At 68.3% G+C, this 20,413-nt stretch carries 14 protein-coding genes and 1 pseudogene; 8 read left to right on the top strand and 7 right to left on the bottom strand.

Going from position 1 to position 20,413, the window contains the following annotated elements; genetic code table 11:
• Positions 1-22 precede the first annotated feature (22 nt).
• Positions 23-2,737 (bottom strand): DUF6049 family protein, encoded by a 2,715-nt coding sequence (locus tag ACYVDG_RS22735; protein ID WP_460757480.1) that lies wholly within the window; start codon positions 2,735-2,737, stop codon positions 23-25.
• Between the two features lie 341 nt (positions 2,738-3,078).
• Here ACYVDG_RS22735 and ACYVDG_RS22730 point away from each other — a divergent pair, with 341 nt between their 5' ends.
• On the top strand, positions 3,079-4,599 hold the full coding sequence (locus ACYVDG_RS22730) for a CCA tRNA nucleotidyltransferase (protein ID WP_460757342.1): 1,521 nt from the start codon (positions 3,079-3,081) through the stop codon (positions 4,597-4,599).
• Between the two features lie 55 nt (positions 4,600-4,654).
• Here the strand turns inward: ACYVDG_RS22730 and ACYVDG_RS22725 are convergent, their stop codons facing one another.
• The 3 genes from ACYVDG_RS22725 to ACYVDG_RS22715 form a co-directional block, all read right to left on the bottom strand.
• On the bottom strand, positions 4,655-5,380 hold the full coding sequence (locus ACYVDG_RS22725; RefSeq protein ID WP_460757337.1) for a class I SAM-dependent methyltransferase: 726 nt from the start codon (positions 5,378-5,380) through the stop codon (positions 4,655-4,657).
• A 107-nt stretch (positions 5,381-5,487) separates the two neighbouring features.
• The gene (locus ACYVDG_RS22720) at positions 5,488-6,783 is read right to left on the bottom strand and encodes an MFS transporter (RefSeq protein WP_460757332.1); all 1,296 of its coding nucleotides are present in this window, start codon (positions 6,781-6,783) and stop codon (positions 5,488-5,490) included.
• A 117-nt stretch (positions 6,784-6,900) separates the two neighbouring features.
• On the bottom strand, positions 6,901-7,968 hold the full coding sequence (locus ACYVDG_RS22715) for an inositol-3-phosphate synthase (protein ID WP_460757328.1): 1,068 nt from the start codon (positions 7,966-7,968) through the stop codon (positions 6,901-6,903).
• 864 nt (positions 7,969-8,832) lie between these two features.
• Here ACYVDG_RS22715 and ACYVDG_RS22710 point away from each other — a divergent pair.
• From ACYVDG_RS22710 to ACYVDG_RS22685, 6 genes are all read left to right on the top strand, one after another.
• Positions 8,833-11,649, top strand: a complete 2,817-nt coding sequence (locus ACYVDG_RS22710; RefSeq protein ID WP_460757322.1) for a transglycosylase domain-containing protein — start codon at positions 8,833-8,835, stop codon at positions 11,647-11,649.
• Positions 11,650-11,948: 299 nt separating this feature from the next.
• Positions 11,949-12,239, top strand: coding sequence for a 30S ribosomal protein S6 (rpsF, locus tag ACYVDG_RS22705; RefSeq protein WP_460757317.1), 291 nt, complete (start codon positions 11,949-11,951; stop codon positions 12,237-12,239).
• Between the two features lie 136 nt (positions 12,240-12,375).
• Positions 12,376-12,975 carry a single-stranded DNA-binding protein gene (locus ACYVDG_RS22700; RefSeq protein WP_460757313.1) on the top strand — a complete coding sequence of 200 codons (600 nt, stop codon included), beginning with the start codon at positions 12,376-12,378 and terminating at the stop codon, positions 12,973-12,975.
• Between the two features lie 114 nt (positions 12,976-13,089).
• Positions 13,090-13,326, top strand: coding sequence for a 30S ribosomal protein S18 (gene rpsR, locus ACYVDG_RS22695; protein ID WP_013155832.1), 237 nt, complete (start codon positions 13,090-13,092; stop codon positions 13,324-13,326).
• A gap of 27 nt (positions 13,327-13,353) precedes the next feature.
• Positions 13,354-13,800, top strand: coding sequence for a 50S ribosomal protein L9 (gene rplI / locus ACYVDG_RS22690; RefSeq protein WP_460757310.1), 447 nt, complete (start codon positions 13,354-13,356; stop codon positions 13,798-13,800).
• Positions 13,801-14,000: 200 nt separating this feature from the next.
• Positions 14,001-14,834 carry an N-acetylmuramoyl-L-alanine amidase gene (locus tag ACYVDG_RS22685; RefSeq protein ID WP_460757307.1) on the top strand — a complete coding sequence of 278 codons (834 nt, stop codon included), beginning with the start codon at positions 14,001-14,003 and terminating at the stop codon, positions 14,832-14,834.
• Between the two features lie 70 nt (positions 14,835-14,904).
• Here the strand turns inward: ACYVDG_RS22685 and ACYVDG_RS22680 are convergent, their stop codons facing one another.
• Positions 14,905-16,254, bottom strand: a complete 1,350-nt coding sequence (locus tag ACYVDG_RS22680) for an MATE family efflux transporter (protein WP_460757304.1) — start codon at positions 16,252-16,254, stop codon at positions 14,905-14,907.
• A gap of 345 nt (positions 16,255-16,599) precedes the next feature.
• On the opposite strand from ACYVDG_RS22680, the gene dnaB reads away from it, so the two are divergent.
• The gene (gene dnaB / locus ACYVDG_RS22675; protein WP_460757299.1) at positions 16,600-19,197 is read left to right on the top strand and encodes a replicative DNA helicase; all 2,598 of its coding nucleotides are present in this window, start codon (positions 16,600-16,602) and stop codon (positions 19,195-19,197) included.
• A 183-nt stretch (positions 19,198-19,380) separates the two neighbouring features.
• Here dnaB and ACYVDG_RS22670 read toward each other — a convergent pair.
• Positions 19,381-19,632: pseudogene (locus tag ACYVDG_RS22670) on the bottom strand (ATP-binding cassette domain-containing protein); the annotation flags it as partial.
• 513 nt (positions 19,633-20,145) lie between these two features.
• Entirely contained in the window at positions 20,146-20,376 is a 231-nt protein-coding gene (locus tag ACYVDG_RS22665) for a hypothetical protein (RefSeq protein WP_460757294.1), read from the bottom strand.
• Between the last annotated feature and the right edge of the window lie 37 nt (positions 20,377-20,413).

Genomic DNA, 20,413 nt, shown 5'->3' with positions numbered 1-20,413 from the left:
CGCCCGGATCAAGCGGTGGGGGTCACTTCCCGGTGCCGCCGTCGCCGGGGCGGCTCTCGCCGTCCGGAAGGTCGGTGTCGGGGGTGTCCTGCGTGTCGACCTCGGAGGCCGCACCGTCCTCGGCGGGAGCTTCGTCCCCGGCGGAGGCGTCGTGCTCGGCTGAGCCCCCGGCCTCAGCGGATACTTCGGCCTCAGCCTCAGCCGATCCGCCTGGGGCGGGCTCTTCGGTCTCGACGGGCTCACCGGTTTCGGTCGGCCCGGTCTCGGACTTTCCGGCTTCGGCGGGCTCTTCGGCCTCGGACCGGTTCTCGGTCCCTTCCGACTCCTGGGGCGCCCCGCCTTCGCCCTCCTCGGTTCCGGGCTTCCCGGGCCCCTTGCCCGCCGCCGCGGCGTTGGCCTTGGCGGACTGGCGCCGGACCCACTTGCGGAAGGCGCGGGGCGCGAGCGCGGCGATGAGGATGAGCAGTCCGATACCGCTGATGAGCAGCGCCTGGGTGCCCAGGCCTGTGGCGTTCACTTGGATCCGGGTGTCTTGGGCGCTGATCGGCTCACCGTCGGCGTTCTGCAGGCTGACGTGGACGGTGGTGCTTCCGTTGATCCGGGCGGAGAGCGGTACGTACACCGTGGTCCTCGCGCCGGGGGCGATCTCGAAGGAGGAGGTGTAGTTGCCGATGGCCAGCCGCTCGGCGTTCTCGGAGAACACCGACAGGTGGACGAAGACCGCCTCGTCCTCCAGGTCGTTGGCGACGAGCACACCCGTGATACCCGTGCTGCTCGCCATGGTGACCGGCTCGCCGGGGATGACGCGCACGTCCTCCATGCGGTCCTGGACCGCCTGCCCCACGAGGACCCTGGTGGCGCCGGCCATGGCCTCGCGCTCTCGCCAGTACACGGACTCGAGGCGCACCATCGAGGGCCGGAAGGGGTCGCTGTCCCCGACCAGGATGCTGTTGAAGAGGCGCACGTCGCGGCTCACGTCCTCGATCTGGCCGAGGTAGATGGAACTGAGCTCCTCGCCGTAGGCGTGGTCCGGGTAGTTCAGGTCCTGGCGGGTGTCCTCCCGCTCGTCGGAGTCGGACAGCTCCACCGACTCCAGGCGCTCGGCGGACAGCCAGGGAAGCTCGTCGGTGGCTTCCAGAACCCCCTCGGCGAACTCGGGGCTCGGATCCCACCCCGGCTCGGGGTAAGCGACGACCGTCCGGTCACCGCCGACGTTCTCCCCGGCGATCATGGCCGTCTCCGCGGCGAAGCGCTGCAGGGCGAGGGCGGACTCCCCGGGGCCGTGGGAAGGCATCGACAACACGTCGGCCAGACCGGAGTCGGCGACCAACGCGTACGGCTCCTCGTCCCCCTCCGCGTCGCCGGGGGCGAGCGGGGCCTGGGCCGTGGGTGTCGTGGAGATCCAGGAGGCGGGCGGTACGGCCTCCTCGTCGAGGAGGAAGCGGTGGGCGCCCTGCTCGGCGAACAGTTCCTGGACGTTCTCCTCCATCAGGCCTTCGGGCGGCACCGCGAAGGTCTCGTCGGCCTCGAGGTCGAGGGACTCCAGCACCGCCTCCTCGCCGATCCGCAGGGAAGCCTCGGCGTCCGCGTCCATGCCGTTGCGGAGCAGCGAGACCAGGTCGGAGTTGGCGTAGGGGGAGGCCACCACGTTGTCGGCGGCCAGGACCTCCCGGGCCTCACGCAGCCAGACCTGGGCCGCCTCGTCCGCGGCGCGGTCGTGCCGGACCGGGTTCTCGGCCGGGTCAGCCAGCACCTCCTCGAGGATCTCGTGGTCGGTGGCGGCGATCCGGAGGACATCGTCGAGGGTTCCGGGATCGACGGACCAGGTCACGGGGATGCCCTCGGTGCGCACCGGGAGCTCCACGTCCTCGTCCTCCGCCTCGGCCTCCTCGTCGGCCTCCTCGTCGGCCTCGTCATCGGCCTCAGGATCGTCGGAGCCGCTCTCCGAATCGGCGTCCTCGTCCTCCGCTTCGGCGGTCTCGTCCGCGGGAAGCGTGTCGGCGGTGTCCTCCGCGGTGACGTCCTCGCCGGCGGTCGGCGACAACGGGTCCGCTTCCTCTTCGTCCTCCAGTCCCAGCAGTTCGACGAGGTCGTCGTCGCCCGCCTCGAAGGAAAGAGGGACCTGCGCGCCGGCCTGGAGGAGGCGGCCCAGGCGGCCCTCGGCGCCGACGGAGTCGTGCAGCTCGTCGCTGAGGAAGGTGTCGTCGTCCGCGCGCTGGGGGTCGTCCATCAGCGGCCACACCCAGGCGACGTCCAGGGAGGGAATGTCGTCGTCTTCCGTGTAGGGAAGGAAGGTGTACTGCGCACCGAGGCTGTTGCCGTCACCGTGGAGCGCCTCGACAACCATGGGGTACACGCCGGGGGAGTCCAGCCCCAGGTCGTCGACCGGGGTGCTCAAGGAGTATTCGAGGGTGCCTTCCGGATCCAGCTCGCCCTCGAACTCCTCGTCCGGCCCCGAAGCGTCCGGCTGCCAGCCGTCACCGGACGAGAACTCGTCGAGCTCCTCGCGCGAGGTGAACGGGTGCCGTGAGTACCGCAGCTGGACGGTCACGTCCTCGACGGCGGACTCGGTGGTGTTGGTCACTTCGCCGGAGACCCGCAGAGTACTGTCCTCGTCTGCGGAGTCCGGAGTGATCCGATCCACGATGATCGGCTCCACCGACTCATCGTTCTCGGGTTCCGCCGACGCGGGCGAGAGCGTGGCCGGTATCGGGAGCAGCGCGGCGGTCATGGCCATGACCGCGGCCGCGGAAGCAGTTCGACGCAACGCTTGGTTTCCTGATTCGGGTCCAGGTGTCCGTCCCGCCAGCGATGTGGAAGGTGGGGCGGGAACGGTCGGGATGCCCGCACGGCGTTCGGCGGAAGCGGGGTTGGCGGCCCCGGTTCGACCGTTGCAGGCCACCACTCAACCCGAAGATACCGCGTTTCCCGAATCCCGGTTATGGAGCGGACCGTAGTTCGGCGGCGTGGCGGTCCCAGCCTTTCATCCGCCGGGGGCTGCGCGCCAGAGCCGCCACAGGTGCTCCGCGGGCACAAACGATTCGCGGTTACCCCGTGCGTCCGCCTAACCTGCGTGGTGTGCCGAACACAGAGTTTCCGAGTCAGAACGACACCGCCCAGGCCCGGTCCGCCGAGGCGGGCCCGCGCGAGGGCACGCTGACCGGTGAGCAGCGGGCGGCGATCACCGCGTTGCTCGATACCGTCCAGCTGGTTTCCGGTGAGCTCGGTGACCGGTTCTCCGCGCACGACCAGCAGCTCGCCCTCGTGGGCGGACCGGTCCGCGACGCGCTCCTCGGGCGCGTTTCCAACGACGTGGACCTCACGACCGACGCGGTTCCCCAGCGGATCCTCGAGCTGGTCGACGGCTGGGCGGACTCTGTGTGGACCGTCGGTATCGAGTTCGGCACCGTGGGCCTGCGCAAGCGCGGCCTGCAGCTGGAGATCACCACCTACCGGAGCGAGGCCTACTCGCCCAAGTCGCGTAAACCCGAGGTCGCCTACGGCACCGACATCCACGACGACCTGCTGCGCCGGGACTTCACCGTCAACGCGATGGCGGTACGCCTGCCCAGCCAGGAGTTCGTGGACCCCTTCGGCGGTCTTGCCGACCTGCGGGACAAAGTGCTGCGGACCCCGGGCCGTCCCGAGGATTCCTTCAGCGACGACCCGCTGCGCATCATGCGCGCGGTTCGCTTCGCCGCCCAACTCGGCTTCGACCTGGCCCCTGAGGTGGCCGAGGCCGCCCGGGACATGGCCGACCGGCTCACCATCGTCTCCGCCGAGCGCGTCCGCGACGAGCTGACCAAGCTCATGCTCAGCCCGGACCCGCGCCGGGGCGTCGAGCTGATGGTGGACCTGGGGATCGCCCAGCACGTCCTGCCCGAGATCCCCAAGATGCAGTTGGAGATCGACGAGCACCACCGGCACAAGGACGTCTACGAGCACTCGCTCACCGTCCTCGACCAGGCCATGGACCTGGAGCGCGAACGCGGTCACGAGCCCGATCTGGTGTTGCGCCTGTCCGCACTGCTGCACGACGTCGGCAAACCCAAGACCCGTGCCTTCGAGGGCGGCAACCGGGTGACGTTCCACCACCACGAGGTCGTCGGTGCCTCTATGAGCCGTAAGAGGCTCACCGCGCTGCGCTTCCCCAAGGACGTCATCTCCGACGTCAGCCTCTTGGTCGCGCTGCACCTGCGCTTCCACGGCTACGGCAAGGGTGAGTGGACGGACTCGGCGGTGCGCCGGTACGCCCGTGACGCAGGGGACCAGCTGGAGCGCCTGCACATTCTGACCAGGGCCGACTGCACCACCCGGAACCGGCGGAAGGCCGCCGCTCTCGCGCGTTCCTACGACGACATCGAGCGCCGCATCGGCAAGCTCGCCGAGCAGGAGGAACTGGACCGGATCCGCCCGGACCTGAACGGCAACGAGATCCAGGAGATCCTGGGTGTCAAGCCCGGCCCCTTGGTGGGCAAGGCCTACCGGTACCTGCTGGAGCTGCGCCTGGAGAACGGGCCCATGGAAAGGGACGCGGTCACGGAGGAACTGAAGTCCTGGGCCGCCGACCACCTGGAACAGGACGGCAGGCAGGCCTAGGGCAGGAGTTGGCCGGGGCGGGCGGGAGCTACCGGAGCCAGTCGGACACGGGGCCTCAGAGCCCCGGTTTGACCGCGGTCACGGCCATCGCCGCACCGAACACCCGCAGGGGTGTGCCCTCCAGGCTCTCCGAGGCGTCCCGCAGCGCCGATGGACACCCGCCGAAGGCGGGCATGAGGTAGTCGATCGCGCGCACCCGCAGCCCGGATCCGCGGAGCAGCCGCCCCATCTCCTGGCTGGTGAAGGACCGGGCGTCCGAGAGCCTGTCGTGCAGGGGCCGCACCCACGGCAGGAACGGAGCGGTCAGCGCTGAGCGGCGCCGTTCCCCCCAGAGCACACCGTGCGGCTCGAGGGGGAACCAGCGGTTGGACGTGGTCAGCGAGACCGCGCCGCCTGGCTTGAGTACCCGGTGGACCTCGGAGAGGGAACCCTCCAGGTCGTCGAGGTGTTCGACCACCCCGAATGCGGTGACCCTGTCGAAGGTGTTGCCTTCGAAGGCAAGCGAGTCCGCGGCCATCTTGTGCACACTGATGCGGTTCTCCAAGGCGGTCCCGGCGACGCGCTCGCTCAGGGCCTCGAGCGGCGCGGGTTCGACGTCGACCGCGTCCACCCGTACGTATCCTTCGGCCAGCTCGACGGTGTGGCTGCCGTCGCCGCACCCGAGGTCGAGTAGCCGGTCGCCGCGGGTCGGAAGCTGGCGGCGCACCGCCCCGACCCGCCTTGCCACCCCGGTCGCCTTGACGGCACTCGAAGGGTTACCGAGTCCGAAACCGCCGCTCATGGCACCATCCCCTGCTCGTGACGAATCCTTTCCGGGAGACTACATTAAGTGACGCTTTAGTTACTGATTGATGGAGCGACATGTCGACACCCCGGATGATCCGCCGCTCAGACCGTCTCGTGCGCCACACCCTCGCGGGCGAGGCGCCGGGCGCGGATCGTCCAGGCCGCGCTCATCAGCAAGAAGGCGAGAACCATCGCGGAGACCACCGGCACGCTCACTCCGGACTGCGGAACCAGGCCTGCGGTAAGCGCGGCGCCCAACACGAACGTGGCGTTGAAGAGCACGTCGTAGACCGAGAACACCCGACCCCGGAACGCGTCGTCGACATGTCGCTGAACCAACGTGTCGACAGTGACCTTCACCGCCTGGGACACGAAGCCCAGGACGAAGGCGGCCACCGGGAAGAGCGCGGGTGAGAAGGGCAGGCCGAACAGCACCAGGGCGACGGCGGCGCCGGCGAGCAGGCCCGCGATCCACGCGCTCGCACTCATCCGGGCGGTGGCCCACGGGGTGGCCACGGCCCCGAGGAAGAACCCGAGGGCGAGCAGCCCCGCCGCCACCGAGAAGCCGGCGATCCCGGCGACCCCGCCGCCCGTGAACGTGTTGTTGTACAGCAAGAGCGTCAGGAGCGTGGAGATGCCGAAGAGGACACGGTGGCCCCCGATGGTCAGCAGCCCGTCCCGCGCGGGCACCCGCTCCCAGATGTGCCGGACCCCGGTGACCATGCCCCAGACGACGTTGCGCAGTGCCGCCCGAACCTCCTCCGGCTCCTGCTCCAGGTGCGGACCGAGCTCGCGGTACCTCAGGGTGAGGGAGACCAGGGCGGCGCCCGCGAAACCGAGCGCGGCCACGAAGAGGATCATGCCGGTGCCCAGAGCCTCCTCACCGCCGACCATGCCGATCCCGAGCCCCACACCGGTCCCGAGCGAGCTCGCGACCGTTCCACAGGTCGGGGTGACCGCGTTTGCCATCATCAGCTTGTCCCTGGGCACCACGTAGGGCAGGCCTGCGGAGAGCCCGGACAGGAAGAAGCGGTTGACGCTCAGCACGAGGAGTGCAGCGACGAAGAACGCGGGCCCTTCGCCGTTGGCGACGAGGAGGGCCGTCACCGTGGCGAGTGCCGCCTTGAACAGCGATGACAGCAGGAGCACCTGGCGACGGGGCCAGCGGTCGATGAGCACACCCGCGAACGGAGCGACCAGGGAGAAGGGGAGGAGCAGGACCGCGAAGGCCGCGGCCACCTCCCCGGCACCCGTGTGCTGTTCGGGGTTGAAGAAGACGAAACCGGCCAGCCCGGCCTGGTAGATCCCATCGGAGAACTGCGAGACCAACCGGGTGCCGAACAGCCGACGGAACCGGGGTCCCTTGAGGACCACGCGCAGATCACCGAAGAAGGACACGCCCTCAGAGTAGAACGTGCCCGGGGCCGCGAGGGCCCCGGGCGACCCGGAGTGACCCGGTGGGCCGACGCGGCTGTCGCGTCGGCCGCAGATCCTGTGCTAGCCGGTAATCCTGTGCTAGCCAGTAATGAACTGCTCGACCCGCTCGTGCGCGTCGACGTCGCTGTACTGCTCGGGCGGCGACTTCATGAAGTAGGAGGAGGGCTCCAGGATCGGGCCGCCGATGCCGCGGTCCTTGGCGATCTTCGCGGCGCGGACCGCGTCGATGATGATGCCCGCGGAGTTCGGGGAGTCCCAGACCTCGAGCTTGTACTCCAGGTTCAGCGGGACGTCGCCGAAGGCACGGCCCTCGAGTCGGATGTAGGCCCACTTGCGGTCGTCCAACCACGGCACGTGGTCCGAGGGGCCGATGTGCACCGCACCGGCGTTGAGCTCGTGCGGGATCTGCGAGGTGACCGACTGGGTCTTGGAGACCTTCTTGGACTCCAGGCGTTCGCGCTCCAACATGTTCTTGAAGTCCATGTTGCCGCCGAAGTTCAGCTGGTAGGTGCGGTCCACGACCACACCCCGGTCCTCGAACAGCTTGGACATCACCCGGTGGGTGATGGTGGCGCCGATCTGAGACTTGATGTCGTCGCCGATGATCGGCACGCCCGCCTTGGTGAACTTCTCGGCCCACTCGGGGTCGGAGGCGATGAACACGGGGAGGGCGTTGACGAAGGCCACACCCGCGTCGATCGCGCACTGCGCGTAGAACTTGTCGGCCTCCTCGGAGCCCACCGGGAGATAGGAGACGAGGACGTCGGCCTTGCTGGCCTTCAGCGCCGCCACGACGTCCACCGCGTCCTCGGGGGACTCCTGGATCATCTCGCGGTAGTACATGCCGAGGCCGTCGTAGGTCGGGCCGCGCATGACGGTCACGCCGGTCGGCGGGACGTCGCAGATCTTGACGGTGTTGTTCTCACTCGCGACGATGGCCTCGGCCAGGTCGTGACCGACCTTCTTGTCGTCCACGTCGAAGGCGGCGACGAACTCGATGTCGCTCACGTGGTACGGGCCGAACTGGACATGCATCAGGCCGGGGACCCGGGACTCCGGGTTGGCGTCCTTGTAGTAGTGCACACCCTGGACGAGCGACGCCGCACAGTTGCCGACACCCACGACGGCTACACGTACCGAACCCATTGGTCCTTGCTCCTTCTTTTTCGCGAACATGGATTCCACAGCGCACGGCGACGGGCCCGCGCCGACGGCGGTCCGGGGCTCGTCATCCTGCGTTCGTATCCCGTATGTGGTCAGCAGCGCGCACGACGGTTCTGTTCCCCTTCACGGCCGTCGACTACGAGGGAGAACTGTGCATGTCTGGCTGGTTTGTTCGGCTATGACTCTATCCTTGCTCTGCCGTGGGGCTGCATGTCACAGGTGTCAGGCGGGAGGGCAGAGTGACCGCGTGTGAGGGTGATGCGGCGGCTTCCGCGGGCCCGCTGGCGCGCAATGTCACATGGGCGTCCACCAACTGGGCAAACGCCCCCGGCCCCTTGCCGGTGACCGTGCTCACACAGTCGCGAATCGCCGGACACGGGTGTCCTGGACTGCGCGGACAAGCAGCTCCTGGCACAGGGTGACGAGAAGTTCGGAAGTGCGCGATACCCTCGCGCGTGGGTTGTGCTATACTGTTTGCTCGCTCTAACGTGACCCTTGATTTGCGTGCGCAGCCGGTAGAGACCCCGAACGAAGCCACCGCCGCGGCGGCGTTCACGTCGGAACAGAGCACCGACGGCACGGGGCAGTGCTCCCGCAGGCCAACGATCAGGAGGAAGTAGCGGCTAACGTCTTCGCGACCTGTTGAAAACCTTCCCCCGCAGCTGGGCGTCCCTTTATCAAGCCTTGAACGACAGGCAACAGCGGTGGAAACACGCCAGCCCGGCCCGGCATCGAGCCGGTGCCCCCGCCACAGGTCGCGAATCACCGATCCCCCAGGGGGACCGTCCCCCGTTTCCACCAAGGAATCGTCAGGCCGACCGGCCGTGAGAGGCAATCGAGGACCACGTGAGTACCGAACGACGACGGAGTGCCGAAGGCGGCCGTCGCCGGGCTGAGGGCCCGGACGACGGTCCGCGCGGCGACGGCGGAGGGCGTAGGGCCTCTGGCCCTCCCCGGGAAGAGCGTGCGGGCGGACGGCGCCGACCTGATTCCGAGGGCGGTTTCTGGGGCGATGACCAGCCTCCTCCGCGATCCCGCAGAGCCCGTCCCGAAGGTGAGGCGGCGCGCTCCGAAGGGCGTCCGCGCCCCGAGGGCGGACGCCGTCGCGCCGAGGGCGGGCAGCGGCGGCGCCCCGAAGACGGGGAGCGTCCGCGCCGTCGGCCAGGGGAGGGGGGACGACCCCGACCCCGTCCAGACGGGCAGCGTCCGCGCCGTCCGGAGGACGGTGACCGCCCCCGGCGCCGTCCGGACGACCCGCGCGCCGGTGGACGCCGTCGTGCGGCGGGCCCCCGTGACCCCCGCGACCGAGAGCACGGAGCCCGCGCCGAGGGCCGTCGTGCGGCCGCCCACGGGGCCGGAGGCCGGGGTTCCGGCGGCCGCGGCGGTGGCCGCCGCCGTCCCCGCGCGGACGAGCCCGACGACCGCCCCTGGTTCAAGCGCTTCCTGTCCAAGGCCTGGAAGCCCGCACTGGCGTTCTGCGGGCTGATGTTCATCGGCGGCGTGGCCGCCTTCGCGGTGCTGTACGCCATGGCGCCCGACCAGGGCGACCTGACGACGAACGCGGAGCAGACCGCTTCGGCGACCCAGATCATGTGGGCCGGCGAAGAGGGCGAGGAAGACCTCGCGATCACCACCGGTGAGGTCCAGCGGGTCTCTGTCGAGCGGGAGGACATCCCCGAGGAGGTCGTCGACGGCGTCCTCGGTGCGGAGCAGCGCACCTTCTACGAGGACCGCGGCATCAACCTCATGGGTATCGGCCGGGCGATCCTCTCCCGGGGTGACGCCGGCGGCGGTTCCACCATCACCCAGCAGATGGCCCGCAACTACTACAGCGACCTCGAGGGCGAGGAGCCGCTGACCCGCAAGATCCGCGAGATCTTCATCGCGATCAAGCTGGACCAGCAGCTCGACCACGACGAGATCCTCACGATGTACCTCAACACGATCTACTTCGGCCGCGGTGCCTCGGGTATCGAGATGGCGGCGCAGGAGTACTTCGACAAGAGCGTGAGCGAGCTGGACCACGCGGAGGGCGCCTACCTCGGCCTGGTCATCCAGATGCCCAGCAACTTCGAGAACCCCGCCGAAGGCTCCTGGACCGAGACGTACCTCAACGAGGAGCGCTGGCCCTACCTCCAGGGCCAGCTCGCGCAGATGCACGAGGAGACCGACGGGGAACGGGGCCTGCCCCAAGCCGAGGCCGACGCGCTGGAGATCCCCGAGACCGTCGAGTACAACCCCGAGGAGACCGAGGGCGACCCGAGGCTGGGCTACGTGCGGCAGGCCGTGCTCGAAGAGGTCACTGAGCGCTACGAGATCGACGGTGGCGCACTGGCCACCGAGGGGTACGTCATCAAGACCTCGCTCGACGAGGACCTGATGAACGCCGCGACCGACGCCTTCGACATCCTGCCCCCGGGTGAGGCCGAGGACACGATGAAGGGCCTGACTGCGGTGGACCCGGACACGGGCCAGATCGTCGCGTTCAACGGAGGCCCGAACGTCGCCGAGGTGGAGAACAACTCTCTGGTCCACCAGACCCAGGCGGGTTCGGCCTATAAGCCCTACGTCCTCGCCCGCGCGCTCATGGACGAGATCGGGCTGCGCACCGTGCTCGACGGTGACAACGGGCGCGAGTTCCCCGGGCTGCAGAGCCCGGTGAACAACTCCGGTGACGTCGACTACGGCGAGGTCGACCTGATCGACTCCACTGCGGACTCGGTGAACACGAGCTTCGTGGACCTGGCCATCCGGGTCGGGGAGTCCCGAGTGGACGAGCTCGCGGTGGATATGGGTGTCGACCCGGCCCGCCAGGAGACCTCCACTCTGGGGCCGCTTGTCGCGTTGGGCACCCACCAGGTCAACGCCCTGGACATGGCCAGCAGTTACGCCACCTTCGCCGCAGAGGGGCGCCACTTCCCCGCGCACATGGTGACCGAGGTCGTCGACGGCGAGGGCAACGTCCGTACGCCGAACGACCAGGACGAGCTGGAAAGCGGTACCGAGGTCGTCCCCAACGACGTCGCCGCGGACTCCACCTACGCCATGCAGCAGGCGGTCGTCGAGGGCGGAGCGAGCGAAGCGGCCCTCAACGACGGCCGGGACGTGGCCGGTAAGACCGGTACCTCCTCCGACGCTGTTTCGGCATGGTTCGTCGGATACACACCACAGCTGTCCACCTCAGTGGGGATCAGCCGCCGTAGCGGTGATCCACTGGAGTTCGACGCCAACGCGGGCGAGATCTTCGGTGGCACCACGTCGGCCAAGGTGTGGAAGGAGTTCATGGAGATCGCCATGGAGGGCGAGGATCCGCAGTCGTTCCCGGAACCCGCGTGGGTGGGCCAGGACGAGAGCTTCATGCCGACGCCGACGGCGACCCCGACCGAGGAGCCTGAGGAGGTTCCGACCGAGGAGCCCAGCGAGGAGCCGACCCAGCCGGACTGCGACCCGCGTGAACCCGACTGCGAGCTGGAGCCGGACCCGGAAGAGTGTCACCCGCTTGACCCGACCTGTGAGGAGGACGACGGTCAGGAAGAGGTGGACTGTGAGATCGATCCCGGGCATCCGGAGTGCGAAGAGGACGATGACGAAGACGACGAGGGGCCCTGGCTCCCGGGCCCGGACAACGAGCGCAACAACAGTCTGATCAGGCCGAGGGAATGATCGGTCGGTAGCTGTGGCGGGGGCCGGTGCGCGGAGGTGAACCCTCCGGCGCCGGCCCTCCGCCGTTCCCGGGCGACGCGTTCCCGTTCCCGGGCGACGTGCTCCGTTGTGCGGGAACGCTGGTCGGGTACTCCACAAACCGCCTCGGCGGTGTTCCGCTGCTGGTAACCTTGGCTCCCGTATGGCTCAGAGCCCGAGCGGTGCGCCCCAGCCCGGCCGGGGCGGCGAAACCCCGGGCTCCTGCCCTCCTGCCATGGAGATTCCATGGCCGCAACAGTCCAGAGGAGGAACGTACGCCTATGCGTCGTTACGAAATCATGGTCATCCTCGACCCGAACCTCGACGAGCGCACGGTCGCCCCGTCGCTGGAGAACTTCCTCGGTGTCGTCCGCAACGACGGCGGCTCGGTCGAGAAGACGGAGATCTGGGGCAAGCGTCGTCTTGCCTACGACATCGAGAAGAACTCCGAGGGCATCTACGCGGTCATCGACCTGACCGCCAAGCCCGAGACGGTCAAGGAGCTCGACCGGCAGCTCGGCATCGCCGAGGCCGTGCTCCGCACCAAGGTTCTGCGTCCCGAGGTTCACTAGGCACCCCGGTGCCCTGACCCCCTGACCCCGCACCTTCCGTTTTCGGCCCCAGGACTGTTCTGTCTCTAGGGGCGTGGATGATGCGGGGAGCAGGCGAAACCGCCTGATCCGAACTATCTCGAACCGGAGCCGATCCATGGCAGGCGAAACCCAGATCACGCTCGTCGGCAACCTCGTCGACGACCCTGAGCTGCGCTTCACGCCCAGTGGAGCCGCGGTCGCCAACTTCCGTGTGGCCTCGACGCCCCGCACCTTCGACCGCCAGGCAGGTGAGTGGAAGGACGGCGAGTCCATGTTCCTCACCTGCACCGTCTGGCGGCAGTACGCGGAGAACGTGGCCGAGAGCCTCCAGCGCGGCATGCGCGTCATCGTGCAAGGCCGCCTGAAGCAGCGGTCCTTCGAGACCCGTGAGGGTGAGAAGCGGACCGTCTACGAGATCGACGCCGAAGAGGTCGGCCCGGCTCTGCGCAGCGCCACCGCCAAGGTGACGAAGACGCAGCGCCAGGGTGGCGGCTTCGGCGGTCAGCAGGGCGGCGGTTTCGGTGGCGGCCAGCCCCAGGGCGGCGGCTACGGGAACCAGGGTGGCGGCTTCGGCGGCCCGCAGGGCGGCCAGGGCGGCCAGGGCGGCCAGGGCGGCCGCAGCGGTCCCCCGGCCGACGACCCGTGGTCGACCAACGGCGGTGGCGGCGGTTTCGGTGGCGGCGGCGGAGGCTTCTCCGACGAGCCGCCGTTCTAACCGGCGTCCACCCCGCGTAACACCCGGCCCGGCGTCCAGGGGCGCCGAGCCAGTACTCACATGTCCCAGCCCATCCCCGGGAAGACCCCGGGGCTCTTGCGAAGGAGCACCACGATGGCTAAGCCGGCAGCGCGCAAGCCCAAGAAGAAGGTTTGCCTCTTCTGCCAGGAGAAGCAGTCCTACATCGACTACAAGGACACCACGCTTCTCCGTAAGTTCATCTCCGAGCGCGGCAAGATCCGCGCCCGTCGGGTGACCGGCAACTGCACCCAGCACCAGCGCGACGTCGCGACCGCGATCAAGAACGCGCGCGAGGTGGCCCTGCTGCCCTACACCAGCACCGCTCGCTAGCGTCGATATCCGAGGGAGGTTTTTGTCGTGAAGCTGATTTTGACCCACGAGGTCAACGGTCTCGGAGCCCCCGGCGACGTCGTCGAGGTGAAGAACGGTTACGGCCGCAACTACCTGCTGCCGCGTGGGTTCGCCATCCGGTGGACCCGTGGCGGTCAGAAGCAGATCGACCTGATCCAGCGTGCCCGCAAGGCGCGTGACATCCGCAGCCTGGACGAGGCCCAGCAGGTCGCCGGCCGGGTCAGTGCGCTGAACGTGCGCCTCAAGCAGCGCGCTGGTCAGGGTGGTCGTCTGTTCGGTTCGGTCACGCCCGCGGACATCGTCGAGGCCGTCAAGGCCACCGGCGGTCCCGAGCTGGACAAGCGCCGGATCGAGATCAAGAACCCGATCAAGTCCGTCGGTGACCACAAGGTCCAGGTCCGCCTGCACCCTGAGGTCGCCGCGACGATCAAGTTGGACATCGTCGGCGTCTAGGGATCATCCCTTGACCTGACCGTTCCGGTCTCGGACCCCGTCCCTCTTCGCCAGGGGCGGGGTTCTCCGCGTTCCGGGCAACGCGGGTCCGAACACGCAGAAAATGTGAAAAGCACCGGTTGAACACTCTATGTAACCTATCGTGTTCTCTGTGTTGCGTCGCGTCCCGCGATGCTCCGCACGGAGAGGACAGCATACCGATGGCCGTTGAGAGACGACCCGAAACCAACCACCCGCTGGCGGTGGACCGCAGGACCATGCTGCGAGGAGCGGCCTTGGCCGCCGGGGGAGTGCTTCTCGGTAGCACGATGGGGGTTTCGGCGGTGGGACCGGCTTCCGCGGCCGCGATGCCCAAGGTCTACACCCGGTCGGACTGGGGTGCGCGCTCGCCCCGGGGATCGATCGAGGTGCTGGCCGAAGCGCCGACCCACATCGTCATCCATCACACCGCGACCGGGAACGTGTCCGACACGTCGACCAGTCACGCCGCCAGCCTGTCGAGATCCATTCAGAGCTATCACATGGACAGCAACGGGTGGGACGATACCGGACAGCAGCTGACTATCAGCCGCGGCGGGCACATCATGGAGGGGCGTGACCAGTCCCTCAAGGCGATCCAGGACGGCCGGCATGCGCTCGGAGCGCACACCGCGAACCACAACTCGCACACCATCGGGATCGAGAACGAGGGCACCTACTCGTCGGCGGCCCCGCCCGGAAGCCTGGTTTCGGCACTGGTGGACACCTGCAGCTGGCTGTGCCTCGTCTACCAGCTGGACCCGCAGGACGCGATCGTGGGCCACCGCGACTACAACGCCACCGCATGCCCGGGTGACGAGCTCTACGCGATGCTGCCGAAGCTGCGCGACGACGTCGGGAGCCGGCTCCGGGAGCAGCTCAGCCACCTCAGCCGGGTCGTGGGGGAGGACCTGAGCTTGGACCAGCTGCCGAACTTCCCGGACGTCCCGGAGGCGGAGCGGGTCGCGACCTTCTACCACGGCCCCACCGTCGGGGACCTCGACACGTCCCCCTGACAGCCGCGAGCACAACCGCCCCTGCTGCCCGCCGCAGGGGCGGCTTTCGGTGCGTCAGCCCCGGTATGCCCTAGGGCCGGGTCGCTCCAGTGACCAGCCAGGCATCGCCCCGCGCCCGCAGCCCGAGAGTGACGGCGCGGGCCAGGATCCAGACGGAGAAGGCGATCCACAGCCCCACGAGCCCCCACAGATCGGAGGACGCCAGCTGGGGGATGACGAGGGCGCAGGGCAGGAAGACGAGCATCGTCCACAGCGAGGCCCAGGCGAGGTAACGCTGGTCCCCGGCACCCATGAGGACGCCGTCGAGCACCATCGTGACCCCGCTGAGCGGCTGCATGAGCGCCACCACGACGAGGGAGGCCATGATGAGTGCGGCCACGCGGGGGTCGGACGTGAACGGGACGTGCGCCCAGGGCAGTACGAGCAGAACCAGGACCGTGAACACGACCCCCGACATCACGCCCCACTCGACCATGCGCCGCGTGGCGTCCTTCGTGCCGCGCACGTCGCCAGAGCCCAGGTAGCGCCCGACGATCGACTGCCCGGCGATGGCGATGGCGTCCATCGCGAACACCATCAGTGCCCAGATGTTGTAACTGACCTGGTGCGCGGCGATCGAGTCATCGCCGAGCCTGGCCGCGACCGCCGTCGTCACCAGCGCGACCACCCGCATCGACACGCTGCGCAGGAACAGGGCGAACCCGGCCGACGCGGAGGTCCGGAGGCCGGCGGCGGTCGGCAGGAGGGACACACCTTCGCGCCGAGCCGACCGGGCGATGGTCGCCAGGTACCAGAACGCCCCCGCGCCCTGGGCGAGCACCGTCGACCAGGCCGAACCGGCGATGCCCCAGTCGAAGACGAACACGAAGGCCGCGCACAGCACGGCGTTGCCGATGTAGGAAGCGACCGCGACCACGAGCGGGGTCCGGGCGTCCTGGAGCCCGCGGAGCACCCCGGTCCCGGCCATGATGACCAGGAGGAACGGTGTGCTCAGCAGGCTGATCCGCAGGTAGGTGAGGGCGTAGGGCGCGACCTCGGGGGAGGCGCCCAGGAGGTCGATCATCCACGGGCCCAGCGGCCAGCCGATCCCGATCGCGGCCACTCCGAGCAGGAGGGCGAGCCAGAGGCCGTGTACACCGTCCCGCATGCCGCCGGGAAGGTCGCCCGCGCCGAACTTGCGGGCCACGGCGGCGGTGGTCCCGTAGGCGAGGAAGATGCACACCGCGGCCAGGGTCAGGAGGACCTGACCGGCGACCCCGAGCCCGCCGAGTGCCTGTGTGCCGAGGCTGCCGACGATCGCGGAGTCGGTGAGCAGGAAGAGCGGTTCGGCGATCAGCGCGAAGAACGTGGGGATCGCGAGGGCGAAGATCTCGCGGTCGTGGCGGTGCCGGAAGGGGGCCGCCGAGAGGAGTGTGGGCATGACGGAGCCACATTACCGGACAGGCGTTCGAGGGGAGGAGTGAGGTTATCCACAAGGGCTGAGAAGCCTGTGGATAACCTGTGGAAAGCCTCTCTGTGAGACATCTTGCACACCCCGGTATGCACCGGTGTTTTCGCAGCTCAAGAGGGTTATTGTCACCTGTCGGGAAAGTTATCCACAGGTGATGTGCACAACCTGCGCGTGCAATGCCCTGCGGGGTCCCGGATGCGATGGTACGGACTTGTCCACAGGTCTGTCGGACGGCGCCCTCCGCGTCCGGGATGGGGCATCCTGGGAGGGCGGCCCGGCCCGGGTCGCACACGCGGCCGGTGTGGGGAGTAATACGTGAGTGTCGCTGAGCAACCACCTGAACAAGGCGGATACGAGCGCACCCCACCCCATGACATCCAGGCCGAACAGAGCGTCCTCGGCGGCATGCTGCTTTCCAAGGACGCCATCACCCAGGTCGTCGAGATCATCCGCTCCGCGGACTTCTACCGCCCGGCGCACCAGATCATCTATGAGAGCGTCGTCGACCTCTTCTCCAGGGGCGAGCCCGTCGACGCCATCTCCGTCAACGCGGAGCTGACCAAGCGGGGCGAGGCCACCCGGGTCGGCGGGGCACCGTACCTGCACACCCTCACCGAGGCGATCCCCACCGCGGCCAACGCGGGCTACTACGCCAAGATCGTCTCGGACCGAGCCGTCCTGCGCCGCCTGGTCGAGGTCGGTACCCGCATCGCCCAGGTCGGTTACGTGGGCGATGGCGAGGTGGACGACCTCGTCGACCACGCGCAGGCGGAGATCTACAAGGTCGCGGAGAAGCGCACAGGCGAGGACTACGTGGTCCTCGGTGACATCATGCCCGGTGCCCTGGACGAGATCGAGGCCATCGGCGCCAACGACGGCAGCATGACCGGTGTGCCGACGGGCTTCGCCGATTTCGACGCGCTGACCAACGGCCTCCACCCCGGCCAGATGGTGATCATCGCCGCTAGGCCGGCCGTGGGTAAGGCACTGGCATTGGACACGCCCCTGCCAACCCCGGACGGCTGGACCACCATGGGTGGGGTACAGGTCGGCGACGAACTCGTCGCAGCCGACGGCAGCCCTGCCCGGGTGGTAGCCACGACGGACGTGATGCACGATCGTCCCTGCTACGAGATCACTTTCGACGACGGCACCGTGGTGGTGGCGGACGCCCAACACCAGTGGTTGACCCACACCCGGGCCTCTCGTCGAGCGGTGCAGGAGGCGCGGGCCAAGGGAACAGCCCCCAAAGTCCTGCCAGCCGTTCGGACCACGGCGGAGATCGCTCGTACCGTGCGCCTGGAGACCGCTGACCGTAGGCTGAACCACTCGGTGAACAACACAGAACCTCTGGACCTCCCCGAGCGGGACCTGCACCTCCCGCCCTATTTCCTGGGCATTTGGCTGGGCGACGGTGCCTCGCAAGCAGCACGTATCACCACGGACGACCAGGAAGTCCTCATCAACATCGAGATGGAAGGGCTGGTGACCAAACCGATCGGCCGGGCGACGATGACCCACGGGGTCTTCCTTCCGACCGAGCAGGTCGAGACCGTAGAGAAGACCTGTGTCGTCTGCGGGGCCGGTTTCATCCCGAAACTGCCGCATGTGCGTACTTGCGGGCAATCCTGCGGAGGCAAAGCCCGCTTCATGTCCGCGCCGGTTCCGCACACCAGCTGCCCCGACTGCGGCCGCCCCTGCTTCTCCAGCTCCCGGTGCCGCCAGTGCACCGCTGACCACGGGAGCGCCCAGGCGCGGCTACGGACCCTGGGAGTACTGGGGAACAAGCACATCCCCGCCGAGTACCTGCGCTCTTCGATCGCGCAGCGAAAGGCTCTCCTCGCTGGACTTTTGGACAGTGACGGCACCGTCAGCGCGAGCGGTTCGGTGCAGTTCGCCGTGACCAGTGAGCGCTTGGCGATGGACTTCCGGGAACTCGCGTACAGCCTGGGGTACCGCACCGGCCTGTCGACCAAGAGGGTCAAAGGGCGGACTGAGGCAAGCTCTGTCTGTTACACCCTGACCTTCAGCTCCGACTGTGAGGTCTTCGGAATCGAACGCAAGAAGGCCGCGCACCGTGAACGGTCTGCGGGCCGCTCCCACTCGCGTATCGGGTCGAGGTTCATCACCGATGCGCGCCTGATCGACAGTGTGCCCGTGCGATGTGTCCAGGTCGATCACCCGGACCACCTCTTCCTCGCCACGCGATCGATGGTGCCCACCCACAACTCGACGCTGGCCCTGGATTTCGCGCGTGCGGCGTCCATCAAGAACGAGATGACGTCCGTCTTCTTCAGCCTGGAGATGGGGCGCAACGAGATCGTCATGCGCCTGCTCTCGGCCGAGGCGCGCGTTCCGCTGCACACCATGCGCTCCGGCCTGATGACCGACGAGGACTGGGCGCGGCTGGCCAGACGGATGGGCGAGGTGGCCAGTGCACCGTTGTTCATCGACGACTCACCGAACATGTCGATGATGGAGATCCGGGCCAAGTGCCGCCGCCTCAAGCAGCAGCACGACCTCAAGCTCGTGATCGTCGACTACCTCCAGCTGATGAGCTCGCCCAGCCGGGTGGAGAGCCGTCAGCAGGAGGTCTCCGAAATGTCGCGTTCGCTCAAGCTCCTCGCCAAGGAGCTGGAGGTGCCCGTGGTGGCGCTGTCCCAGCTGAACCGTGGTCCCGAACAGCGCACCGATAAACGCCCACAAGTGTCGGATCTTCGCGAATCGGGCTCTATCGAACAAGATGCGGATATGGTCATCCTGCTCTACCGGGAGGACGTCCACGACAAGGAGTCGCCGCGCGCCGGCGAGGCGGACATCATCGTGGCCAAGCACCGCAACGGCCCGACCGCCGACGTGACCGTCGCCTTCCAGGGCCACTACAGTCGATTCGTCGACATGGCGCCCGGGTAGCCACCAGCCCCCTTTCCCCGTGCCGCGGGGTCTTGAATACGGGGTGTGGCAGTGAGAGGCACCATCGATCATATCGGTCAATACATAAGTCGACTTATGGGCCATCCGAAAAGTCGACAAAGAGATACGTCGACATCACGACCTGTCGCCGACCGTGCTGGCCAGCACTCCGCCGGACACCTGTTCCAGGGTCTGCGGCAGGTAGCCGACCCCGTCACGGGTACGGACGGTGAGATCGCCGTTGTCGGGTACCTCCTCCCCGGCGAAGAGGCGCAGGAGTGTGCTCTTACCGGATCCGTTGTCCCCGATGACGCCCACCCGTTCGCCGGGGCTGATGGTGAGATCGACGCGGTCGAGGACCGTGTGGTCGTCGCACCGCTTGCTGACCTCGGTGAGGACGAGTTGGGAGTGTTGGCGAAGTCGTGCTCTGAGCAAGGCGGCCTCCTGGTCTGCGGGGTGTTCGTTCGGGGCCGCAGGCCGACGCAGGAGAGCCGGGCAGGATTCGGGCGTGCGCACAGAGACGTGCCAGTGTCCGAAATCGAGGGGAGTGCTCGAGGCTGTCCTGATGAGACCGCGGTGTGGTGACGCCGACGGAGTAGCGCGCCTCTGCCGGAGTTTAGGCTGGGCAGCACGTGCGCGTGCTCGGAACGTGGGCGTCCGGTGCGGACTACAGGAAAAAGTAGAGCCTCATAGGCAAGACGATACGTCTCGTTGTTTTCCACGTCAATGGTGCCCGAATGAGACCGGCATCACTCTCAGTCGCGGCATTGCTTCCCATATAAGGACAGCCGGATTGACATTTATTGCCTTGCCGATTTGTCGACATAGCGATGACGGGGCTCTGGGTCGCCACCACCGCGGCCACTTTCGCGGGCCGGGGGGTCGACACGGCGAAGGGCCGCCCGCACGGTGCGAACGGCCCTTCGGGGCTGTGTTGGGCGGGGCTGTCTAGAGCCAGCGCGCCTCGGGCCGGGTGCGGCCCATCTCGTCGGTGACCAGGACCCAGTGCATGATCGGGTGCTCCGAGGGTGTCGCGTCGGCGTCCTCGCGAGGCAGGGGGACCTGCGTGGGCTCCGGAGCCAGGCCGGACAGGCGGCGGCTCGCGGCAGCGGATCGAGTGCGCCGAGGGGTGGTCGTGGAGCGAGTGAGGTGCGGCGCGCGGTCGGTCCTTCGTGCCATGGAGCCCTCCTCGTTCTCTTAGCAGATGGACTAAGTT

The organism is Nocardiopsis oceani, assembly GCF_054777395.1.
This window is presented reverse-complemented; position numbering and strand designations above follow the sequence as displayed.

Coding starts and splice junctions, on each gene's coding strand:
- ACYVDG_RS22735 (WP_460757480.1), bottom strand. CDS start 2,737: ATGGCCATGACCGCCGCGCTGCTCCCGATACCGGCCACGCTCTCGCCC.
- ACYVDG_RS22725 (WP_460757337.1), bottom strand. CDS start 5,380: ATGAGCGGCGGTTTCGGACTCGGTAACCCTTCGAGTGCCGTCAAGGCG.
- ACYVDG_RS22715 (WP_460757328.1), bottom strand. CDS start 7,968: ATGGGTTCGGTACGTGTAGCCGTCGTGGGTGTCGGCAACTGTGCGGCG.
- rpsF (WP_460757317.1), top strand. CDS start 11,949: ATGCGTCGTTACGAAATCATGGTCATCCTCGACCCGAACCTCGACGAG.
- ACYVDG_RS22700 (WP_460757313.1), top strand. CDS start 12,376: ATGGCAGGCGAAACCCAGATCACGCTCGTCGGCAACCTCGTCGACGAC.
- rpsR (WP_013155832.1), top strand. CDS start 13,090: ATGGCTAAGCCGGCAGCGCGCAAGCCCAAGAAGAAGGTTTGCCTCTTC.
- ACYVDG_RS22685 (WP_460757307.1), top strand. CDS start 14,001: ATGGCCGTTGAGAGACGACCCGAAACCAACCACCCGCTGGCGGTGGAC.
- ACYVDG_RS22680 (WP_460757304.1), bottom strand. CDS start 16,254: ATGCCCACACTCCTCTCGGCGGCCCCCTTCCGGCACCGCCACGACCGC.
- ACYVDG_RS22665 (WP_460757294.1), bottom strand. CDS start 20,376: ATGGCACGAAGGACCGACCGCGCGCCGCACCTCACTCGCTCCACGACC.